The sequence below is a fragment of the Spirulina major PCC 6313 genome, from assembly GCF_001890765.1.
GTDB classification, from domain to species: Bacteria; Cyanobacteriota; Cyanobacteriia; order Cyanobacteriales; family Spirulinaceae; genus Spirulina; species Spirulina major.
In genome coordinates this window covers 4,364,329-4,387,086 of the sequence record NZ_KV878783.1, presented here as the reverse complement: position 1 = coordinate 4,387,086, position 22,758 = coordinate 4,364,329, and the positions used below count along the sequence as shown (strand labels likewise).

18 protein-coding genes are annotated in these 22,758 nt (G+C 52.4%); 6 read left to right on the top strand and 12 right to left on the bottom strand.

Annotated elements, in window-relative coordinates; translation table 11 throughout:
* Positions 1-23 precede the first annotated feature (23 nt).
* Positions 24-1,493, top strand: a complete 1,470-nt coding sequence (locus tag SPI6313_RS24855) for a protein kinase domain-containing protein (RefSeq protein WP_072622491.1) — start codon at positions 24-26, stop codon at positions 1,491-1,493.
* Between the two features lie 190 nt (positions 1,494-1,683).
* On the opposite strand, the gene SPI6313_RS24850 is transcribed toward SPI6313_RS24855, so the two are convergent.
* From SPI6313_RS24850 to SPI6313_RS19445, 7 genes are all read right to left on the bottom strand, one after another.
* Positions 1,684-3,171: a DUF1802 family protein gene (locus SPI6313_RS24850; protein WP_072622490.1), complete on the bottom strand. Its 1,488-nt coding sequence runs from the start codon at positions 3,169-3,171 to the stop codon at positions 1,684-1,686.
* Position 3,172: 1 nt separating this feature from the next.
* Positions 3,173-5,878 carry a transposase gene (locus SPI6313_RS19470; protein WP_139276701.1) on the bottom strand — a complete coding sequence of 902 codons (2,706 nt, stop codon included), beginning with the start codon at positions 5,876-5,878 and terminating at the stop codon, positions 3,173-3,175.
* Between the two features lie 36 nt (positions 5,879-5,914).
* A complete protein-coding gene (locus SPI6313_RS19465; RefSeq protein WP_072622488.1) occupies positions 5,915-6,628 on the bottom strand; it encodes a hypothetical protein in 714 nt (237 codons plus the stop codon).
* A 100-nt stretch (positions 6,629-6,728) separates the two neighbouring features.
* Positions 6,729-6,974, bottom strand: a complete 246-nt coding sequence (locus SPI6313_RS19460; protein ID WP_072622487.1) for a type IIL restriction-modification enzyme MmeI — start codon at positions 6,972-6,974, stop codon at positions 6,729-6,731.
* 82 nt (positions 6,975-7,056) lie between these two features.
* On the bottom strand, positions 7,057-7,590 hold the full coding sequence (locus SPI6313_RS19455; RefSeq protein WP_072622486.1) for a DUF2808 domain-containing protein: 534 nt from the start codon (positions 7,588-7,590) through the stop codon (positions 7,057-7,059).
* Between the two features lie 46 nt (positions 7,591-7,636).
* A complete protein-coding gene (locus SPI6313_RS19450) occupies positions 7,637-8,512 on the bottom strand; it encodes an alpha/beta fold hydrolase (protein WP_072622485.1) in 876 nt (291 codons plus the stop codon).
* Positions 8,513-8,514: 2 nt separating this feature from the next.
* The gene (locus tag SPI6313_RS19445) at positions 8,515-9,648 is read right to left on the bottom strand and encodes a hypothetical protein (RefSeq protein WP_072622484.1); all 1,134 of its coding nucleotides are present in this window, start codon (positions 9,646-9,648) and stop codon (positions 8,515-8,517) included.
* 187 nt (positions 9,649-9,835) lie between these two features.
* On the opposite strand from SPI6313_RS19445, the gene glyQ reads away from it, so the two are divergent.
* Entirely contained in the window at positions 9,836-10,726 is an 891-nt protein-coding gene (gene glyQ, locus SPI6313_RS19440) for a glycine--tRNA ligase subunit alpha (RefSeq protein WP_072622483.1), read from the top strand.
* 3 nt (positions 10,727-10,729) lie between these two features.
* On the opposite strand, the gene SPI6313_RS19435 is transcribed toward glyQ, so the two are convergent.
* Positions 10,730-12,643: a serine/threonine-protein kinase gene (locus SPI6313_RS19435; protein ID WP_072622482.1), complete on the bottom strand. Its 1,914-nt coding sequence runs from the start codon at positions 12,641-12,643 to the stop codon at positions 10,730-10,732.
* 239 nt (positions 12,644-12,882) lie between these two features.
* On the opposite strand from SPI6313_RS19435, the gene SPI6313_RS19430 reads away from it, so the two are divergent.
* Positions 12,883-13,476 carry a peroxiredoxin gene (locus tag SPI6313_RS19430; protein ID WP_072622481.1) on the top strand — a complete coding sequence of 198 codons (594 nt, stop codon included), beginning with the start codon at positions 12,883-12,885 and terminating at the stop codon, positions 13,474-13,476.
* A gap of 66 nt (positions 13,477-13,542) precedes the next feature.
* On the opposite strand, the gene SPI6313_RS19425 is transcribed toward SPI6313_RS19430, so the two are convergent.
* Together SPI6313_RS19425 and SPI6313_RS19420 are read right to left on the bottom strand one after the other, a co-directional pair.
* Positions 13,543-14,721 carry a hypothetical protein gene (locus SPI6313_RS19425; protein WP_139276700.1) on the bottom strand — a complete coding sequence of 393 codons (1,179 nt, stop codon included), beginning with the start codon at positions 14,719-14,721 and terminating at the stop codon, positions 13,543-13,545.
* Between the two features lie 89 nt (positions 14,722-14,810).
* Positions 14,811-16,427 carry a cation:proton antiporter gene (locus SPI6313_RS19420; RefSeq protein WP_072622479.1) on the bottom strand — a complete coding sequence of 539 codons (1,617 nt, stop codon included), beginning with the start codon at positions 16,425-16,427 and terminating at the stop codon, positions 14,811-14,813.
* 154 nt (positions 16,428-16,581) lie between these two features.
* On the opposite strand from SPI6313_RS19420, the gene SPI6313_RS19415 reads away from it, so the two are divergent.
* Positions 16,582-17,094, top strand: a complete 513-nt coding sequence (locus tag SPI6313_RS19415; protein WP_072622478.1) for a hypothetical protein — start codon at positions 16,582-16,584, stop codon at positions 17,092-17,094.
* 205 nt (positions 17,095-17,299) lie between these two features.
* On the opposite strand, the gene SPI6313_RS19410 is transcribed toward SPI6313_RS19415, so the two are convergent.
* Together SPI6313_RS19410 and SPI6313_RS23735 are read right to left on the bottom strand one after the other, a co-directional pair.
* Entirely contained in the window at positions 17,300-18,307 is a 1,008-nt protein-coding gene (locus SPI6313_RS19410) for a ribose-phosphate pyrophosphokinase (protein WP_072622477.1), read from the bottom strand.
* A 642-nt stretch (positions 18,308-18,949) separates the two neighbouring features.
* Positions 18,950-19,111 carry a hypothetical protein gene (locus tag SPI6313_RS23735; RefSeq protein WP_175551189.1) on the bottom strand — a complete coding sequence of 54 codons (162 nt, stop codon included), beginning with the start codon at positions 19,109-19,111 and terminating at the stop codon, positions 18,950-18,952.
* A gap of 273 nt (positions 19,112-19,384) precedes the next feature.
* Between SPI6313_RS23735 and SPI6313_RS19405 the strand changes: the two genes are divergently transcribed.
* Positions 19,385-21,235, top strand: a complete 1,851-nt coding sequence (locus SPI6313_RS19405) for an NAD(P)H-quinone oxidoreductase subunit F (protein ID WP_072622476.1) — start codon at positions 19,385-19,387, stop codon at positions 21,233-21,235.
* Positions 21,236-21,271: 36 nt separating this feature from the next.
* Complete coding sequence (locus tag SPI6313_RS19400; protein ID WP_072622475.1) at positions 21,272-22,756, top strand: NADH-quinone oxidoreductase subunit M; 1,485 nt, start codon at positions 21,272-21,274, stop codon at positions 22,754-22,756.
* Positions 22,757-22,758: the final 2 nt, after the last annotated feature.

The following is a 22,758-nucleotide window of genomic DNA, read 5'->3' as shown; positions in this document are numbered from 1 at the left end:
GCCCGTTGGCTATTCTTTCCATTATGTCGTACTGTTTAAATCCTGACTGTGGCCACCCCCAAAATAGAGAGGGGAGCGATCGCGTCAGCCACTCTCGCGCCCAAGTCTGCCGGAGTTGTGGTCAGGTGATCCTGCTCAAACAACGCTACCGCCCGATCCGTTCCCTCGGCCAGGGTGGGTTTGGGCGCACCTTTATCGGGGTGGATCTCGATTTACCCAAATCCCCCCGCTGTGTGATTAAACAACTTTTTTTCCAAACCACGAGCGCGGCACTCCAGGCGAAAGCGATCGCCCTCTTTGAACAAGAAGCCCTGCAACTCAGTCAACTGGGCAGCCATCCCCAAATCCCCACCCTAGCTGCTTACTTCAAAGAACGCGATCAACTCTATCTCGTCCAAGAATGGGTCAATGGCCAACCCCTTAACCCGTCGGTGTGGTCGCAACATCCCAACCTGGAACCCCGGATTTGGCAACTGCTGCGGGATTTGCTCCCCGTGCTGCAATTCATCCACGATCGCAACGTCATTCACCGCGACATCAAACCCGACAACATCCTACAACGGCGTTCCGATGGCAAATTTATCCTGATTGATTTTGGCATTGCCCGCACCCTGACCGAAACCGCAATGATGGGCGGCGCAACGGTGATCGGCACACCGGGCTTTATGGCTCCTGAACAGATGCGGGGGAAAGTGCTCCCGGCTAGTGACCTCTACAGTTTAGGGGTCACTTGTTTGAATTTAATCACCGGGCTGCATCCTGACACACTCTTTGATGTGGTCAATGACCGCTGGCAGTGGCGCGATCGCCTCCCTCCCGGTCAAACCCTCAGCCCCGCCCTGATCCGCATTCTCAACTCACTGATTGCCCCCTCTCTGCGGCAACGAGTCCAATCGGCCACGGCTCTCCTCCGCGATATCGGCGGCCCCACCGTACCCCCCATCCGCTCCGATGCCACCCCAAGCCCCGACCTCAACACCCCTACCATCTTCACTGGAACCCGCGCCGCCGAAGACCTCACCCCCACGACCCAAACCCCGCCCCCAGCCGACCCCCAACCCGTCCGCATCGACTATACCCACCTCAAAACGATGCTGCAAAAACGGCGCTGGGAACAAGCCGACGCTGAAACCTGGGCGATTCTCTGCCGTCTCCTCCGCAAACGCGATAACGCCTGTCTCTTCGTGCGGGAAATTGCAGCCCTGCCCTGTGCCGACCTCCAAGCGATTGATTTTCTGTGGGCAAAGTATAGCGATCGCCACTTTGGGTTCAAAATACAAAGTCAACTGTTTATCACCGCCAAGGCAGACTATCCCGCCTTTTGCCAACAGGTGGGCTGGCCCGTGCATCGGGTCACACGTCACACCTATCTCCAATTCACCCATCGCGCCCCCCAAGGTCATCTCCCCTCCCGACGCTGGGTCGGCGGCACGCAATGGTGGAAGCACGCCGAACAGTTAACCCAAAAACTCCAAGCCTGTGACCTTCTCTGAATCTCCGAAGCGGCATAGAAGCTAGGAATGGGGGGGGGAATTTTCGGGGAGATCGCTCGTCCTGAGCCGTGGAATACCACGACCGAAGAATCTCCTATTGCTGTGGCTGGGGTTAACGGTGTTTATCGTGGGGCGGGGGGTGGACTTGGGCAGTGCGATCGCGCCCACCCTGCGATCGGCGGTGCAATCCTCAGAATGAGGTAGGGGGCAAGTGGTCAAATTCACGCACAAAATAAAACTGATCCTCTTGCCAACGTTGGCCCCGCTTACGACCCAGAAAACCCGTAAACGGTGAAGCAAGTTCAACCAAAATATAATGAAGATCCAGCGGGTCTAATGTCTTACCATAACGCCCTAAATAAATTCCTTTTAACAGTTCAACGCTCGCTGGATGATGTTGCTGCACTAAATCAATAAGATTAATTCGAGTTTGAATTTCATCAATCATGCCATCAACATAAGTATTAATGCGAGCATTCACCGCTTCACTAAATGGCTCAGATTCCAAAATATCTTTCAGCTTAAATAAATTAATCGCCCCTGAGTAATGCTGCTTCAAATTCACTAAACGCTGAATTGTTTCCGGGCGAAGCACATTGATTTGATTGCCGCTTGCGGTTTCATTGGCTGCGCTGGTTAGCTCACCTGCTGCGATCACAAGTTTAATACAATCGTGGTAATGATCTTTGAGGATTTTATGCCCTAATTTGACGAGTTGGGCGGGTGTGCCATCGGGGACTTTTTCCGTTTTTGTTGCCTTACATTCCCCCACAATCGGATAGGGATAATCGGCATAAAAATCTAACCCACCTGCTCCCCCTGTTGCACCCGGATCAAGACTAGCTTTAGGATTAGTTTCGGAATTTTGAAATCCCAAAAATAATAAACCTTGCCGCACGAGACGCTCAAACGCATGACCCTCACTCGAATTTCCTACATCGGCAATCTGGGTTAAATCATAGGATGGTGCAGGTTTTGGAGTGGGTTCTAGGATGCTTTTCGGTACTGGAGGTTGTGGGGGTTCCTCTGGAATTTGTGTCTGAATGGGTTGGGGTTTTGGGGGTTGGGGAATGGGAGGAAGAGGGGGCGCGATCGCTGCCGATTCTACACTATTCGATTCAGAAAGTTCTAGACTTTTGATTATGATGATCGGTTGGCGATCTTTCAGGCGTTGTGCAGCATTATCAAACTGTTCTTCTGTTAAGACAGGCTGTGAATCATCAATGACAACAGCTTGATTCAATCCCATGAATTTTCCAACCTTATCCTGAGCTGTTGAAATTCGATCTACTGCAATCGGTTTCGGCAAGCGATACACCCTGAGATAGGCTAAAAAGAGATGGGGAAATTGCCCTCGATGCTTGGCTAACCCCTGATCTGTCCAAATTGTACTTTGGGCAAGGCGGTTCATTTCATCTACACGTTGAACCCGTTCACAGATCTCACACTTTGCCCAACTTTCAATGATGACTGTATTGGTATTTGTTTGGGTATTGATCGGGGCTTCGCCGTGGAAAACTGAATGATAAAATGATGATGAATCGTGATTTTCTAAAGGATATAGTAAAAAGCTCTTACCCTTCACATACATCTTAGGCAAGGCTGTGATTGCTGTTCCCTTGAGTAAGACTTTAAGTTCAAACGCTGAAATCGGAATACTCAAAGACAATGTATTCATCCTACTCCTCATCTAAGACGATTTGGATGCAGTTTTCCGGATAATCAAAATGGGTGATGATGCGGTGAACAAACTTAATAATCTGGTTAGAACTGAGATTAGTTTCAATATAAATGCCAGAACCAGAGATTTTTTCAGGATTTTTGAGATCATCTGAATGTTTGCTGAAGTAGGCATTTTTCTTGCCTTTGATTTGTAAAACTTTAGCAAAATCTTTATTGTGGTAGAGCTTCATTAGTGTACAGACTGTGACCAAGAATTCGCGCCAGGTTGTCACATCATATTCACTGTCATTGAAGGAAAATGCTTTAATCGTTTTGTGGGTATAGGTCTGCTTAAACCACGGTAAATCATCTGATGTACTGGGCTGTGGAGAATCTTGAGCCTCAGTATCCTGCGATGGGATATTAGGAGAATTGTCCGAATCTAGCTCAGCACTTAAGTCAATCTCTTGATCTTCAGTTTGGTTCTCTTCTGGAAAACCAGAGCCTTCAACTTTTTCACCTTGAAACGTAGTGAGTAATTCATTTAACTCAGTATCTAGGTCAACATCACCAGAATCATCCAAGTTATCAAATAAATTATCAACTTCGATACTAGATTCATCGATTCCCCCTGATGGAGAACTGAGTATTTCTAGCAAAAGAGAATTTGCGATCGCATACTCTTTTGTGAATGCTCTCATCTGTTCATCCGTTAATTGATACGATTCTTTTTGCTCATTAATGGTATAGAGTTTTAGCAAATCATGAATGTCTTCAAATTCTAAATCTGCCCATTCACCGCCTTGCTTGTTAATAAGCTTTCGGACAAGTCGATAAGAATCCCAATTACTTTTTATTTTTCGTGTTTTAGACCGAACAATACAACCACGAGTCAAATCAAATGTTTGATAATCGATAATCCGATTCATGCCTGCGCCCACTGAAAGTCCGTGAGTATGTTGCAGCACCATCACGCCAACTTTGATGGGCTGATTATTTTCAGTGCCAACAATTTTAAAATTAATCCAATCATTATTTTTGGATTTTGGAACAATATCTACTACATCTTGAATAATGACATTATTTAACTTTTCACCACTAGCAGTTTCCCCATTTAACACTTCACCCACTAAAGACATCAACCCAAATCGCAAAACATTAGAAATCAACTCACTATCATCAATACATTCTGTAAAATCATTTTCATTTTCACGACTCAGCGCAAGTGCAAAGCGATCTTGAGGGTTATCCGGTAAAAGTTCTTCTTCTACTTTGAAATTTTCCGCACACCAATGTAAGGCTTCTCGTACTGTTGGCTTATTAACCTTTGCATATCGTTCTAGTTGCTTCTCTTCAAAAGGATAGATCGGCGTGGGTGGTGTAAGTTTTTTCTTGGCATAGAAAATATCCAGATAGAGCTTGACCAGTTCAGTCATTGAAGCTGGGTCAAGAAACTTTAGCTCAATCGGTTTATTTTCCGTAAAGGTTGAGAGCCGCGCACTAATGCCACCATCAGACATCGAATCAAACAAATCGCGATGCGTATCTGGCATCATGACCGTTAGAATGACAACACCTTTACCCAGTTGTGATTGTTCTAGAGTGTCATAGAGAGACTTAATCAAAATTGTCACAACTTGAGACGATCTCAAGCCTGCATCACTATATTTTTCACCTGTATCAATTTCATCAAAGCAGATAATGATTGAACTATAATCACTAATTAAACTAAAAATCTGTTTGACGATATTTAGTGCTGAAGCTTCGCGATCTTGGTGATCAGTGATTGAGGTCGGCAATCCTAAATATTGAGCATGAGAATCTTCTAGTGCTTCTCCAGAAAGCCACTTTTCAGCATAACTAGATGCTTTTTTAGAGAGCGTCCAAAGTACTGCCCTTAAGATGTAGGGATCAATACTTTTCTGAGTATGAATTTTTTGAATTAGTAAATCTAATAAATTTTTGCCGCTCTTACGACTATTTTCATAAACTTTATCAAATTGATTAACAAGTTCTTTTGGAGTCTTGGGTTTCTTGACAGCCTGATTAACGATCGCAGTCGCCAACATTTGCCACTGAGTCACATCACTGCTATTAACTCGGCTTAAGCTGTCTACAACAGTTTGCTGAAAATAGAAATTAACTTGATTGAGATCAGTGAAGTTCAAAACATGAGTATAAATGAAAACAGTATTTTCTTGTTTTGCTAACTGACGACGTACTCGATTAATTAGATGTGTTTTGCCTTGACCTTGAGTTGCAGTTAATACCAGTGATGTAACTTTGTGCTTACGATTTTTTTTGACCTGCTCTAAGGCTTGCAAAACAGTATCTGATGCATGAGCATTGAATTTCACAACATCAGGATATTCTCGTCCCCAAATATTGTTTGATCGAAATACTCCAATATTTTTGAAAATATTCTGGCTTTTAATTGCGTTGTGAATACTTTCTAATGATGACGAGCTAATTTCATTATGATCGCTTTCGGTATCGTCCTGTGAGGTAGATGCTACCTCAGATTTTTGAGATGCGCGGTTAAGGCGTTTCTGCTGAACTAATGTCTCGTATTCAGCCTGGGGTAATTGGGCTTTAAGCACACGTAAAATAGTTTGTGATTGAACTCCAAACCGTTCAGCTAATGTTTGAGCATTTTCGTGAGGTAGTTTGTAACTTGATACAATCTCTTGTTTCTCAGACTCTGTTAATCGTTTAGGGCTCATAGTTCTTCGATACTAGAAAGATATGGCAAAGTGAGCTTACGTGATGCGTTTGACGTAATAGCGGAAATTGCCACTGGGTAAGGTGAGTGAATCTTTGCGTTTATCGGGGGTCATGTCGGGCATTTCCCCGGCCATGAGTTGGACGATGTCGTCTGCTTGCATTTCTGTAAGCCATTCATCAAATTGGGTGTGTTCAACGTTTTTACCCAACTCACGACGAATGCGATAGATCGGGACTAACTCTTTAAAATTATGTTTTTTATTGAGGGCTTCATAGACTTCTAGGGTGCTGCTTTGGAAGTCTTGATATGTGCTGATTTTACCCTTCGATACTGTAGATTTAGATTGCTGTGTTTTCGTTGAGGTCGATACTGGGGTAGAGCTAGAATGATGAGTCGGATTTTCGCGCAACCATCGAAGGAGTGAATTCGGAAACTTAGTGCCAATAATTGAGCCTGAAAATTTAAAAGCGGGGTCATTCAATCCCGTTTTTAGTAGATCGAGCCCTTGTTCAGTGAGCTTGATTGTTACTGAACGTTTCTCTGTGAAAACCTGAATAGCTCCCGCTTTATCCAACGTATCGATGAGGGCTTGATAGTCTTTGGATTTTTCTTTTGAACGGACAATTCGTTTGTTCAAGTCTGAACGCTTAACCGGCTGGATCAAACCATTGAGATCCCAAAGAGACAGCAGAAGACGAGTTTGGGCAGGGTTAGAAATTCCCGTTTGCCCTTGTGCTGATGTCGGCATAGGTATTTAGTTTCTATCGAGTTTAATAGGGTCGTGGAGAAATGAGGCTTCAGACGTTCTCGATTGACCTGCCTTGCATTGTAAGGCGGAATTCGCTATGTTACGAAATCGTTGCCACAGGACTACATAAATCTATAGAAAACGTCAACCCCTCATCTATCGTCCGGATGTCCTTGTCGTAACAGTAGGGATCATCCTCTACCGATCCCTTCGGCGGGGGGCGATCTACTCCCAACGCATCACAAAGATCATTAAAAAAGGGTTGAGCATTGGCCCGTTCATTGCCTTGAGACCCCGACCAAGTGTTTAAAAAGGCTTCAACGCGATCGCAAGCCTGCTGATCCATGACAGTATCCCAGCGTGATGAGGTGATGTTGTGTGTACTCTATCGAGAAAGTCCCGCCGCAAACGTTAAGTTTTCACAGCAATTACGGCCACCAGATGCGGCGATCGCGCTCATAAAAACGTAGCCGCGCCGGGCCGAGATAGAGGTTAAAGTCTTCCGCCATCATTACCGTCACGCCGTAGCTGTATTCGCCGCCCCAACGAGGGTTGTAATAGGGGTTGAGTTGGACGGTGATGGTGCTGTTGGGGGGGATGGGGTCGGCGAACGTGAGTTGGAGGGGTTCACTCGCACCGTTGCCACTGTAGGACGCGATCGCCACCTCCTCATCGTTGACCCAAACCCGCGTTTGATCCAAGCGGAGCTGGATCGCGTCGCCGCCCGTGCGTTGGTCGAGTTGGATCGCTTGGAGGGGGCGGGCATCGGGAGGCGTAGCGAGGGTGATGTAGTATTTTGCGAAGCGCGATCGCACGCGGTTATTGGTGGTGCGGGCTTCGAGGAGTTGGGGCGCACGCCGGGGGCGGCTTTCCTCTGTTTGGGCTTGCACCGGAGCCGGGAGGATGAGACTGGGACTGAGGGCGATCGCCCCCAATAGCAACAGAGCAGCAATTCGCATCATCTCACCTCTCAATCATTGCAATGGTTCTTTGATTGTGACTCATCCCCTAAGCATTTGTGCCCCGGTGGCATTGCTGATCTAAAAACGTGCAAATTTCCGTTTCGCAGCGTTCCGGCTCCGAGAGAAACGCCCAGTGATGGCCGGGGATGACGCGATGCTCCAAATGGGAGAGGTGACGGTGATAGGGGGCGAGTTGCCAGGCGGTGCGGTTGACTCCGGCGGTGGGTTGAATCAGGAGACTGGGGATAGGGAGCGATCGCGTCAATCCGGCCACCTTCATCACTTCTTGAAAAATACCGTTGCGGGCGGCCACGGTGAATTTACTGCCCCATTGTCCCTCGCCTTTTTCCTCCATTCCTGCCCGAAAGATGGATGCTTGAAAGGGTGTCCATTCGCGGTATTGCTTGAGGGTTTTGGCTTTGGCGATCGCCGCTTCTTCGGAGGGAAACGGCCCCAACAACTGCAAAAATGGCAAAGTGCGATAGAGAATCGGAAACGTTAATTCCATCCACCCCGGCAGCTTTTGAATTAAAAACGGGTCAACCAAGGTTAGACTTTTCACCTGTTCCGGGCATTGCGTCGCCCACACACAGGCCAGCTTCGCCCCCCAAGAATGCCCCACCACATGCACCGAGGTTTCTCCCAACGCCGCAATCAACGCCTGCAAATCCGCCACCATCGCCCCAAAACCATAGGCCGCCGGGTCTTCGGGCTTGCTACTCTCCCCATGGCCGCGCAAATCCGGCGCAATGCACCCATAGGCCGCCAACCGCTGCGCCACGCTCGCCCACACACCGCCATGATCCGCCAAGCCATGCAATAAGATGACGCGATCGCCCGTCCCGCCCCAGTCTAAATAGGATAGGTGCAATCCAGAGGGCAGATCGAGGCGGTGGCGTTGGGGAGAGTGAAGCGCAATCATAATCAAACCAAAACATGTTGATAAAACAGCACTGTCATCGGATAAGCGAGCAGTACCGCCGTTATCGTCAGGATAACCTGCACAGACCAGGGCAGATATCGCACTAAAACCACAGAGGGTAACAGGAGGGATTCAGCCCGGTAGCTACTCACCCCTGGCCCGGTGATCACCGGAAAAAGCCAGAATGCGAACATAAACAGGATCAGTAGTATGGTTTGGGGGTTGAGCAGGCGACGCTGACGGAAAAACGTGACGGCAATGGCAACCACAAAGCAGAGAACGACGAAGGTTTGGAGTGCCTGAACATCTTGAGTCCACACCCACGGTGGCTGGACGATCGGCACAATGCGAGCGTAAAAAATTCCGATGGGAATATGTATCCCGTGGCCATATTTCGCCTGGACCTTAAAAAAGGCCAGCCAGTCCCCCACAACAACATGATGCAGCACCAACACCAGCACAAAGCCCAGCATTGTCAACCCTGGCGTGATTAAGAGTTTAGGGACACGTTGCCGCCAAGGTTGACCCCGCCCGATCCAAACCAGCCAAGCGGTGGCGACGGCGGCGAGGACAAAACCCGTGGAGTATGTAAACGCCGCTGCTGCTCCGGCCAGTCCTGCCACGAGGAACCGCTGTTGCCGCAAATGGTGGAGCATGAGCACGATGCAGAATGTACAGATGGAGATGGGAAAGACGGCATGGTAGTAGATGCAACCCGGAAAGAAGCCCGCCAGAAGGAGGCAGAGGGCATTGCGTTTATTCCAGGTGGCATCGAGGAAATAGTGGTACAGAGCGATGAGGGTGGCCAGGTGAAAAACGGCAGACAACAACACGCCTGCGGTGATGGTGGGCAGGCCCGTGACGCTGAGCAGTCGCATCAGCCAGGGGTAGGCGGGGAGCCAGCCGGTGTTGCCGCACCAGTCTTCTGGGTCGTAGCCGGGGATGCGATCGCAGGAAAATAGTTCATAACCCTGATCCGCAATATGGAGATAATGGCCGGAGTCCCAGCGCGAGAATGTCACAGGATCAAGGGGATCGAGGTTGAGGGCAAGAGCGGCGATCGCAATCATCAGCCGCGCTAGGAGAAAGACCGCGAGGGGCGGGCCGAGTCTTTTCAGGAACGGGTTAAGGGGCATACTGCTCTTAATCAGTGCAGCGATTTAATATACCATCCAACGCTGCTGCGATCGTCCCGTTTGCACAAAGCCGCTGCGCTCTGGGGGGATATTGGATCGCTGCAATGATCACGGCAGATGAGGCCGCCATTCAAAGCGGCAGATCGCACGGGATAATGGAATCACTGTTTTTGGGAAAAAGGAAACCGTGGCTCTCAGTTTTCAATCGGTTATTGCAACATTAAATCAATTTTGGAGCGATCGCGGCTGTCTGATCGCACAACCCTACGATACGGAAAAAGGAGCGGGGACAATGAGCCACCATACCTTTTTGCGGGCGATCGGCCCGGAGCCGTGGTCGGTGGCCTATGTGGAACCTTGCCGCCGCCCCACCGATGGCCGCTATGGGGAGAACCCGAATCGGTATCAGCATTATTATCAATATCAAGTCTTGATCAAACCGTCCCCAGACAATATTCAAGAACTGTATTTAGAATCGCTGCAAGCCTTGGGGATTCAACCCGCCGACCATGATATTCGGTTTGTGGAAGATAACTGGGAATCGCCGACCTTGGGCGCGTGGGGTGTGGGTTGGGAAGTGTGGCTTGATGGTATGGAGATTACCCAATTCACCTATTTTCAACAGTGCGGCGGGATTGATTGCCGGCCCGTGTCGATTGAGATTACCTACGGGTTGGAACGGTTGGCGATGTATTTGCAGGATGTGGATGCGATCGCCAAAATTCAATGGAACGACACCCTATCCTACGGCGACATTCACCTCCAAGGGGAAGTGGAGCAATGCACCTATAATTTTGAAGCGTCGGATAGCGATCGCCTCTTTCAACTCTTCGGCCTCTATGAAGCAGAAGCCGCCCAACTGATCGAGCGCGGTCTTGTCTTACCCAGCCATGACTATGTGCTGAAATGTTCTCACACCTTCAACCTCCTCGATGCGCGGGGCGTGATTTCCGTTACCGAACGGACGCGCTACATCGGCCGCATCCGCAACCTGGCCCGCCAAGTTGCTCAGTTGTATTATCAACAGCGCGAAGCCTTGGGTTTTCCCTTGTTGGTCGCCGATCCTGTTCCCGCTTAGGGCTTAGGATGCGCGGGCAACGAGGGCGCGGCGGGTTTGGGCTTTGTGGTGATATTCCTGGAGTTTTTCTTGGGCGATCGCGCCGGCGGTGGTGTTCGTGGGGATTTCTTCGAGAATCGCGATCGCGGCCCGGAATTGTTTCGCGATCGCTAAATCATAGGCCTCCTGTAACTGCACCATCGCCCGCACACTTTGCTTGCGTTGATATTCATCCAGCTTCGGCTGGATACTTGCGCCCACCTGCGTTTCAGGGGAAATCTGATAGAGAAAACTTAAGGCACGGGTGAAATCTCGCTGCTGAGCCGAGCGATAGGCCTGGGCCAGCAGTCGCCGCGCTTCATCTTCCGCTCGTGGCCGTGCCACCTCCACGAGGGGGTGCATTTTTTGTTTCCAATAGTTAATCTCCGGCATTTGGGCGGCAATATTGAGCACCATTTGCCATTGGTGACTGTCAAGAGCCGTTTGGGCCGTATTGATTAAGCTCGACGCGGTGCGCCATTCCGTTTGCCAGGCTTGGAGCGCCGCTTGGGATTGCTGATAACGGACACTGTTGCGGGGGATCGATTCGGCCAGGGTTAAGGCTTCGGCCAGTTGGCCGCGCTGAATTGCTTCTTGGGCGGCGAGCCAGGCTTCTTCGCCGGGATCGGTGCTGAGGCTACTGGTGAGGGTGTAGTAGCCGAGGGCGATCGCAAACACGTTCAGCATCCCAATCACCAAGCCCATCCGCATCAATACCTGAGCGGTTGAACTAGGAGACTGCGATCGCCACAGGGGTAAATCCGCCACGATCGCCGCCGTGCGAGCCATCATCATCCCGGAATGCTCCACTTGCCACGGTTCATCCGGCATCAGTTCTGGGTCATCCAGGGCGACATCTTCAAACTGGGCGGCGGTTGCTGTCCATTCATCGCGATCCGCCTCAGAGGATGGAGTCTGGGCCGCCGCAGCGGTGTGATGGGGCATCGGGACAAGGGTATTCAGCCGCTGTTCACCCCAGTAATCCAGCAGGCTGTGGTTGACTTGCGATCGCAACGGTTCCAAATCCTTCAGCACCTCCATCGCCGTCGCGTAGCGATTTTCCGGATGGTAGCGAACCAGTTGCCGCAAAATCGCCACCAGTGGCTCCAAATAGGGCGGCGGCGGATTGTGATCCGTCCAAGCCTGCCACTGAATTTCATAGGTCTTCGGATGGGGCTGAAAATGGGTCACATCTAACCCCGTCAACCATTCCAGCGCAATAATCCCCACCGAGTACAGATCACTGCCCATCGTCGGCTGGCCCCGCAGTTGTTCGGCCGCGAGATAGCCCGACGGACTAGACGTGGCGGTGGGATAGGTGGGAAATGTAGCGATTTTCGAGGCCGGGCTAGGGTTTTTGGGCAGGAACTGAGACGCTCCAAAGTCAAGTAACATCACCTTGCCGTCATGACTACGGCGCATGATGTTGTTGGGTTTGATATCACCGTGCATCACATTTTGTTGATGAATGAAATGCAGCACCGGCAAAAGATCCCAGAGGAAATAGACCACCTGGGCGACTCGTTCGAGGGGGGAACTGTGGCGGGCGATCGCCAGTTCTTGGCTGAGGGACGTGCCGGCAATATAGTCTTGAACCAGGAAAAACCCCCGATTTTCCTCAAAGCAGTTGAGAAACTGGGGAATTTGTGGATGAACCCCCAGTCGTTTTAAATATTCAGCTTCGTTCAGGAAAATGCGCCGACTGGTTTTAACGAGGTGAGGATAGTTGAGGTCGGAAAAGTAGTACTTGATGGCGCAGTGCGATCGCGTTGGATCAAGGGTGTCTTGGGCGAGATATACCTGTCCAAAAGCACCTGAATTTAACACTTGGAGCACCTTGTAACGTTGGTGCAGAAGTTGTCCAAGGCTGGGATATTTAATATCAGTGGGGTTGACCAAGGCTCTGTGCAAAGAACAACAATTACCCCCCTTTTCAGGCATCCGGGAGAATGTCCGGATTGTTTCCCCTTGACCCCGCCGTCCGTTGTCTCCGCGTGAAAAAGTTGTAACAGTTCTTAAAATTTGCTTAAATAACTGGAGTGACGTTGATTCGCAACGTTTTCCCGTCACACCCCTGTGATACAACAATCATTGGGCCCACGTTCATCGACATCGCGTTTCTTTAGGAGAATAAACCCATGGAAGGATGCCTCCGCGTAGGACAAGCTGCCCCGGACTTTACGGCGACGGCAGTGTTTGACCAAGAGTTTAAAACCCTCAAATTGTCAGACTTCCGGGGTAAATATGTCGTTCTCTTCTTCTATCCCCTCGATTTCACCTTTGTTTGTCCGACGGAAGTAACGGCATTCAGCGATCGCACCGACGAATTTAAAACCCTCAACGCGGAACTCTTCGGCATCTCCGTGGATAGCGAATTTGCCCACCTCGCCTGGATTCAAACCGATCGCAAACACGGCGGTGTCGGCGACATCAACTACCCCCTGATCTCCGACATTAAAAAAGAAATCAGCACCGCCTACAACGTCCTCGACCCCGAAGCCGGGGTTGCCCTGCGGGGTTTGTTCATCATCGACAAAGACGGCATCATCCAGCACGCCACGATTAACAATCTCTCCTTTGGCCGCAGCGTTGACGAAACCCTCCGCACCCTGAAAGCCATCCAACATGTCCAAGCCCACCCCGAAGAAGTCTGCCCCGTGGGCTGGCAAGAAGGGGACAAAACCATGAGTCCCGACCCGAAAAAATCCAAAATCTACTTCTCGGCGGTTTAAGTTCTGTGCATTTTCCTGGGCTGTGCTGCCTAAATTCGGAGGACAGTCCGAGGCGATCGCACTGTGTTATTCGGATTTGGTGATCGTGAACGAATGGCGCAAGGGGTGGCGATTGTGGGCTTCAAGGAGGGCTAACACTTCGTACTCGCCCGGTGTGAAATCGCCTTGGAGAGTAAAGAGAAACCCATCGAGCGATCGCTGCAAATCCACTGTGTTTGTGTTGATTTCTTCCCAGGTGCCATCGGACGTTTGATAGAACCAGAGGAAGGTGAGTTGTTCACCCTCTTGGGCATCTTCTAGATCCGCATCTGCCTTGAGCGCCGTCACATCTGAGGTGAATTCCGACTGATCCACAGCACAGCCTGTGTATTGGCCAGTCGTTGGTGCATCAGTGGGCGGCGGCTCGGTTTCCACTTGTTCATCAATGCAAAGCTTGAAGGTTTTGATCTCGGTGGAGACTTCGGGCTTGGTGTGGTTGGCGATCGCCTCCACCCAGTCCGCCGACGGCCAAACATCAAAGGTTTTCGTCACCGGCTCAAAGCCCTCCCCATCCGACGTTAAGCGAAGTTCATAGGAACCCACCGGCAACGTTTCCGGGGCATAGGTTAAAGCCAACGCGCCCGCCTCATCGAGTGGGCTAGAAAACGTCTCACTCTTCACCTGCTCCGTCTGTTCCGGTCGGGGCGTGTAGTCCACCTCCAGGGTGATCGGCGGCGGCTCGGCGGCAAAATTTTCCGGCGTACCGACAATATAGATCGTCTCACTATCACGGGTGAACAGGTTGTAATCGCCATCGCAGGTGTCTTCCACCGGTTGCGTACAGAGCTGCACATCCGCCACCGTCACCGGCGGCACATCGGGAACCTGTGCGGCTTCTTCTAATTCACTCGCCCCAATCGCAAGCAAGGACGCAAACATTAACACTACGCTAAAAAACATATTTAACACCGGTATCCGCAAGGGGGGCAGGCGATCGCGCACATTCCGCAACCCCGGAAACACCATCAAGACCGCCAACAACCCCAGCAGCAACGGCACAATCCCTTGATCGGTCACCAAAAACACCAGCCCCACCAGACTGATTAAGATCGCCGGGATACTCAACAAAATTAGAAAGACCAGGGTAATCGTTCCCGTTTTTTTCGGTGGCTTGGGAGGGCGTGGCCCACTGTCACCGGCTTGATCGTCGTAAAACTCGTTAGGAAACATCCGCTTGGGTTGATCCGAATCTGAGGGATGAGGCATCGCATTCTTTAATACAAAAATCATCACTCGCCATCCTAACCCGATTGATTGAAGGCACAACCGGATAGAAGCGATCGCATCCATGCGGTTTAAGTGAGGGCAGGATCAACGAGGATCATCGGGTGGGGGCTGGTGGCGAGGAGGGTTTGAGCCACAGACCCGATCGCGCCGTGGGGATGGTTGCGTTTACCAAAAATCATTTCATCAACGCGGTAATGGTCGGCGGTGGTGAGGATTGTGGCGGCAATGTCGCCCGTTAGGGTTTTGAAGTCGTGGCGGATGTCGGCGAGGTGTTGGGCGGTGCGGGCTTCGAGGGCTTCGATCTGGGGTGGGGTATCGGTGGACGTGACCACATGGAGAACGACGACATGGCCATCGCAGCGGCGGGCGAGGTCGGCGGCTTTGGTGAGGACGGCATCGGCGTGGGGGGAGGTATCGACGGCAGCGAGGAGGGTGATGGGGCGATCGCGACTCGTTTTTGTGGGATCTACCCGGCCCTGTTGCAACAATTTCGGGGCAAAGGTGGGGATTGCCCAGGCTCCGAGGGGGGCGGTGATCAGGATCGACAGGGCAGCGAGGGCGAGAATGCGATCGCCCCCTGGCACGCCTGCCGCGAGGGGAATTGCCCCGATCGCCGCCTGTACCGTGGCTTTGGCAGAATTGCCCGGTAATAAAAAGAGCCGTTCGCGTCCTGTCCAATTACTGCCCCAAGTGGCCAACCCCCAACCGATTGCCCGCCCGATCAACGTACCGACGGCCAGAATCAGCAGCCCTGGCCCCAACATTGAGGTTAGGGTCTCGAAGGCGATCGCCGCCCCCAGCAACACAAACAAGATAATTTCTGCCACTCCCCACAGTCCATCAAACCCCTGCCGCAACCGTCGCGCCAAGGGTGCATCCAACTCCACCAAGCAAAACCCCAGCGTCATCACCGCCATATACCCCGAAAACAGCGGTAACGCCTCCGCCCCCAACACCAACCCCATCGCCCCCAACGCCGCCACAAGGAGATCCTGCACCGGGTTTTGAGTCCAACGCCAGCGGACGAGAATCAACCGAACGCCGTGGGCAGCCAGATAGCCCAAAAGCAAACCACCGCTGATCTGGGTGAGGAGTTGGAACGGGAGGAGTTGTAGGGGAGTGAGGGTGAGGGAGCCGAGGGTGAGACCGGCGGATGTGGTGTGGGTGAGGAGATTGAGGAGGAGGCTAAACACCAAGAGCAGCAGCACATCCGAGAGGGCGCTACCGGTGAGAATTGCGTCAGGAATGCCTTTGGCTACGCCCCAGCCCAACTGCTTGAGGCGTAACATTCCCGGCACGATCACGGCGGGGGATTCTGCGCCAAGGATGCAGCCGAGGAGGAGGGCGGTGGGAAAATCGAATTGCAACAAGACCATGGCGGCGATCGCAACGGCGATCGCTTCTCCTGTGGCGGGTAAAATCCCCAGCCGCAGTGCTACGGTTCCCTGTTGTTGGAGCTTGTCCTGATCTAGACCTAAGCCCGCTTTCATCAAAATCACCATTACGGCCAGCGATCGCCACTGATCCGCCGTCGCTAACACCGTTGGAGCCAAGCGATCCCACCCCTGCGGCCCCAGGAGAATCCCCGCCCCAATCATCCCCACCAAGGGCGGCAACTTCAGCGATCGCGCCCCCTGCCCCAGGAGAAATCCCACCCCCAAAATCCAGATTAAACTCCCTAACATCGCCCCTCCTGACGTACTGAAGTCATCAGTGTATCGCACCGCTTCCAGGGTTTTGGGGCAGGCGGGCCAAGGGGGTGGAAACTTGTCCGGATTGTTAACTGGGCAGGCCGGATGAAGATTTTAAGCGGTTCAGAGAAAAAGTTTGGAGGCGGCTATGTTACAACGGATCGGTTTGACGGGATTAATCGGGGGAGCGGTGATGCTGCTCAACAGTTGTGCGATCGCCCCCCGTGCCATGGAATCCTCCACCCCTGCCCCCCAGCCCGCCGTGGCGCAGACTGTCCCCGACCCTGACCTGACCCCGCCATCGACCAACACCACCACGATTCAAGTCTATTTCCCCGATCCCAACTGTGCAGCATTGGTTCCCAGCGTGGCAACCGTGCCGCCCGACCAAAGTTTAGACGGTGCGATCGCTGCCGTGATTGAACAATTCAACACAGCAGATTTTGCGATCGCCGGCTACCGAGTCAGCGTCAACCCCCAAACCCAAAGCGCGATCGTTGATCTCCGCCTCCCCCCCGACAGTCCCCGCCACCTCAGTTCCCTCTCACAATGCGAAAGTTTCGCCCTCTTCGGCAGCTTGCGCGAAACCCTCACCCAAAACCCCGAATGGCAAATCACCACCGTTGAATTCACCGAACAGGGGGATGCGATCGTTCTTTAAAACCCATTCGCTCAAGTCAGGCGATCGCACAAGGGGCTTAAGCCCCTCGCCTGCATGATTTCATCTGTAGCGTTATTTCTGAGACGTGATCCATTAGCCCTCACCCGAAATCCCTCTCCCAGAATGGGCGAGGGACTTTGAAGGAGTGGCATTCATCCTGAAGATCAACCACGAGTCGCGACGAGGGCACTGGTTGCCCATGGGATTAGCGAAACATACTACTCACGGAGCTATCTTCGTGGATGCGCCAAATGGTTTCCCCGATCAGGTTTGCCACGGACAAAATCCGCAACTGCTCAAAGTGTTTCGTCTCCGGGAGCGGGATCGAGTTGGTGACAATCACCTCCTCGAACACACCACTGGACAGGCGTTCAATCGCAGGGGGCGATAACACCGCATGAGTTGCACAGGCGTAGACCTGCCGTGCTCCCTGTTCCCGTAAGAAGCGAGCACCTTCTGCGATCGTGCCCCCTGTGTCGATCATGTCATCCACGAGCACCGCCGTCTTACCCCGCACATCCCCGATCACATTCATCACTTCCGCCACATTATGGGCTTGGCGACGTTTATCAATAATCGCTAACGGTGCATCGTTCAATTTTTTCGCAAAGGCCCGCGCCCGTGCAACGCCCCCCACATCGGGGGACACCACCACTAAATCCTCTAGTTGCTTACTGAGGAGATAGTTTAAAAGCACCGGAGATCCATAAACATGGTCAAAGGGAATATCAAAATAGCCCTGAATTTGGGCCGAATGCAGATCCATGGCAACGATCCGATTGGCCCCGGCCTGGGTCATCAGGTTCGCCACGAGTTTCGCGGTGATGGATTCGCGGCCGGCGGTTTTGCGATCGGCCCTGGCATACCCGTAGTAGGGAATGACCGCCGTGATTTGCCGGGCCGAAGCCCGCCGACAGGCATCAATAATGATGAGTAATTCCATCAGGTGATCGTTCACCGGACGACAAGTGGGCTGAATGATATAGACATCACAGCCACGAATTGATTCTTGGATTTGGATATACAGTTCACCATCCGCAAATTGCTTGCGAATCATGGGGCCTAAGTCCATGCCCAGATAGCGGGCGATTTCTTGGGCAAGGGGAATGTTCGCTGACCCGGAAAATAAGCGGAGGCGGTTATGTTCCGAAAGGGAAGTCAGGGTTGGCTGGAAGTAATTAAGTGTTGCTGTACGGCTCACGGCACCATGGATTGAACCTCATCTGATGGCGATTCTATCATTAGTGCTTTCGCCCTGGGTTGAAAATTAAGGAAAACACCACGATACCATTAGATAGTTTGTGATTAAATATACAGTTTAAGATACAATTTGACACTTTTTGTTGACGGTTGGAAAAAATGCTTACGAAAATAGTGCGGGAGTCTGAAAGCCCCGTCAATTGATTGCGGGGATGAAAGACGACACGAGCGACTTGAGTCGCCCTCCTTGAGCCAGTGGTGTTAGGCTGCTATCTTGGATTTCAAACGTCCAAGAACGATCACAAGGCTAAAAACCGACAGGCCTGGAAGCATTTAAGGGTAAGCAGGCAGCGTAATGAGTGGGCGGATTGCCGACTGCGTCATCCAATCTAACGATTTGGTCGCCTAGGAAGACTTGAATGTGAAAGGGTTAGTCTGCGATCGGCATCGGGCTGAGTCGATAGTGAAGCGGGTTTGTATGCTGCGCCTTGGACTAACTACCGTGGGGCACACGGGAAGTTATCCGCTTGGGGAGATTGGGCCGCTGGCTGAGTTGGAGCAATCCTGCTGAGTTAAGTCCGGTCGATGAACCAAGAATCCCCGTCGCTGAAGCGACGGGGAGTGTCAACTCCTGGGCTGGGACTCAATCCGCAGCTTAATTTCGCACATTGATGCAGCGGGGCGAGCGGTGATTGAGTCCGGGGCAGAGGGTGTTGAGGCCAAGGACGATCGCAGCCACCAGGGGAAAGAGGAGGCGATCGCGCCCTTTTGTTGCCAACCAACGGGTTAAGCCCAAGGCGGGTATTAAACAGGCCATCCCCCACCCAAATCACCACACTGGGGCAAGGATGGGATAGCAGTTGAGTCTTCACCGTTTGGGAAGGCTAATGATTATGAATATTCAAGATTGACATTAGTCAATCTTACTTGTTTTTTCATTCATAAAACACTATACTCTGAATCAAGCCATAGACTTTTGGCAATGTAATCGCCCGGAATCCCTGTAACAACAGAATTGTTCTGTTGGGATTTTGTTCGGTGATGTTCCGGTGCGATCGCGGAAGTCTAGCCCCAGCTTTACCCCACTAGGATGACCGATTTCTCGATGAATACCTTTAGTCAAAGCATTTGGTTGATTCCCTGCTATGCGCTAATCGGTGCGGTGTTGACCATACCCTGGTCGCCGGGACTGATCCGACGCACTGGCCCGCGTCCGGCGGGTTACATCAATTTATTGATGACCCTAGCCGCATTTACCCATAGTTTGTTTGCCCTGCGCGAGGTCTGGTCAACACCCGTCCAATTTTCGATCAATTGGCTCCACGCGGCAAACCTGGATATTGCCTTTGATGTGCAAGCGTCTGCGACGACGGTGGGTGCATTGGTGGTGATTTTAGGGTTGAACGCCTTGACGCAGGTGTACGCGATCGCCTACCTCGAAATGGATTGGGGCTGGGCCCGCTTCTATGCCCTCCTCGCTCTGTTTGAAGCGGGGATGACCTCTCTGTCCCTCACCAATTCACTCTTCTTCAGCTATGTGATGCTGGAAATTCTCACCCTGGGCACATACCTGCTGATTGGCTTCTGGTTCAATCAATCCCTGGTGGTGACTGGGGCGCGGGATGGCTTCCTCACCAAACGGGTGGGGGATTTGGTCTTGCTGATGGGGGTGGTCGCCCTCTATCCCTTGGCGGGAACCTGGAACTTTGATGAGTTAGCCGCCTGGGCCCAAACCAACCCCCTCGACCCCACCACAGCCACCTTGCTAGGGTTTGCCCTGCTCATTGGCCCGATCGGGAAATGTGCGCAAATTCCGCTGCAATTGTGGCTCGATGAAGCCATGGAAGGGCCGATGCCGGCGACGGTGCTGCGGAATGCGGTGGTGGTGTCGATGGGGGCTTGGGTCTTAATCAAGATGCAGCCGATTTTGAACCTGTCGCCCACGGTGGTGACGGCGGAAATTTTTGTGGGTGCTTTCACGGCGGTGACCTGTGCCGCGATCGCCCTCGCTCAGGTAGATATTAAACGGGTCTTTTCCTACGCCACGAGTTCTTACCTGGGGTTAGTGTTTGTTGCCGTGGGCACGGGTCAAGGGGACAAGGCGTTAATCTTGCTCTTGACCTATGCGATCGCCATGGCGTTGATCCTGATGAGTGTCGGCGGCATCATCCTCAACAATATTTCCCAAGACATTACCCAACTCGGTGGCCTTTGGTCACGCCGTCCCATTTCTGGCATCTGCTATGTGGTGGGTGCGCTTTCCCTTGTTGCTGTGCCACCGTTGGGCTGCTTCTGGGGCTTGGCTGAGATTGCCAACGGTGTGAATAACCCGGTTCTCCTCGCGGTGATGCTGGTGGTCAATGGCTTGACAGCGTGCAGTTTGGCGCGGGTCTTTGGTCAACTGTTCACCGGACCGGTGACAGATTGGACACGCCGCTCCCCCGAAGGCCTGTGGGCGTTGGTGCTGCCGATGATGGTGCTGCTGGGGGTTGCTCTCCACTTACCCCAATTGCTGATTGCGGTGGGCTTGTTGCCGAGCCTGAGCTTGATGACGACACCGGCTGCCCTCCTCCTGATGACCTCCACGGTTGTGGGCGGGGGCGTGGGCCTCTGGCTCTACGGCGGCGAGCGAGTGGCGAAACCGATTCGGCTCCCGGTTCCGGCGGTGCAGGATTTCTTTGCCTATGACCTCTATACCGCTCAACTGTACAAAGTAACGGTGATCGCCGCTGTGGGTCTGGCGGCCAAAGTGGTGGACTGGTGCGATCGCATCCTCGTCGATGGTGCGGTGAACTTGGTCGGTCTTTTCACCCTCGCCAGCGGTCAGGGGTTGAAATACAACACCACCGGTCAAGTGCAGTTCTATGCCCTCTCGATTCTCCTCGGCACGATTCTCTTTGGCGCGATCCTGGCGTTCCCCTTGATCCAAGCTCTGCAATAGTCCTCAACCCATTCACTGTCTTCATCCTTGCGAACCATGCTCACTCCCCTGTTAGTCATTCCCTTACTGGGTGCGATCGCGATCGCCGTCCTCAAACCCCAATTCAGCCGCTTCCTCGGCGGAGCCTTTAGCATCGCCTCCTTGATCTGGACGCTGTATCTCTTCAGTCAGTTTGACCTCAGCCTCGGCGGTCTCCAATTCAGCGAGTTTCACCGGTGGATTGACCCTGTAGGACTCAACTACAGTCTCGGTGTCGATGGTCTCTCGCTTCCTCTCCTGGCCCTCAATAGCCTTCTCACCCTGATCGCCCTCTACACCAACCGCAGCAACCTCGAACGCACCCGCCTCCATGACAGCCTCATCCTGCTGATCAATGCTGGGATTGCCGGGGCTTTGATGGCGCAAAACCTACTACTGTTCATCATTTTCTACGAACTCGAACTGATCCCCTTCTACCTCTTGATCAGCATTTGGGGCGGCGAAAAACGCGGCTACGCCGCCACAAAATTTTTGCTCTACACCGCCGTTTCGGGCCTCTTAGTGCTGGCGGGCTTTTTGGGTGCGACCTTCCTCAGTCAGTCCCCCAGCTTTGAATTTAGCGATCTGAAAGTGCAAAATCTGGATCTGATTCCGCAATTGATTTTGCTCACCACCCTTTTGATCGGCTTTGGGATTAAAATCCCCCTCGTTCCGCTCCATACCTGGATGCCAGATACCTACGTCGAAGCCTCTCCCGCCACCACAGTGCTGTTAGGGGGCATTTTCGCCAAGCTCGGAACCTACGGTTTGCTGCGCTTTGGTTTGCAGCTTTTCCCCACCGCTTGGCAAACCGTCGCCCCTGGGTTGGCGATTATCGGTACGGTCAGCGTGATTTACGGGGCAATCAGCGCGATCGCTCAACGGGATATTAAACGGATGGTGGCCTACAGTTCCATCGGGCACATGGGCTACATCCTCGTCGCCGCCGCTGCGGGGACAGAATTGAGTGTCTTAGGTGCGATCGCACAAATGGTCGCCCACGGTTTGATCCTCGCCCTTCTCTTCTTCCTCGTCGGGATTGTGGAAAAAACCACCGGAACCCGCGACCTCGGTGTCCTCAACGGCTTAATGAACCCGGTGCGCGGCCTGCCCCTCACCAGTTCCCTGTTGATTCTCGCCGGAATGGCCAGCGCGGGAATTCCTGGACTCGTCGGCTTTGCGGCAGAATTCATCGTCTTCCAAGGCAGTTTCGCCACCTTCCCGATTCCCACCCTCCTCTGTATCATCGCCTCCGGTCTGACAGCGGTCTATTTCGTCATCTTGATCAACCGCACCTGCTTCGGCAAGCTCGACAACGATCGCGCCTACTACACCCGCATCGGTTTCAGCCAGCAATGGCCCGCCCTTGTTCTCACGGCGATCATCCTTTACTTTGGTGTGCAACCCAACGCCCTCCTGCATTGGATTGAACCCACCACAAACAGCCTCGTGGTTGAATTACACCAGCCTGCGATCGCCCAAATCGCCACCACCAACCCCTAACC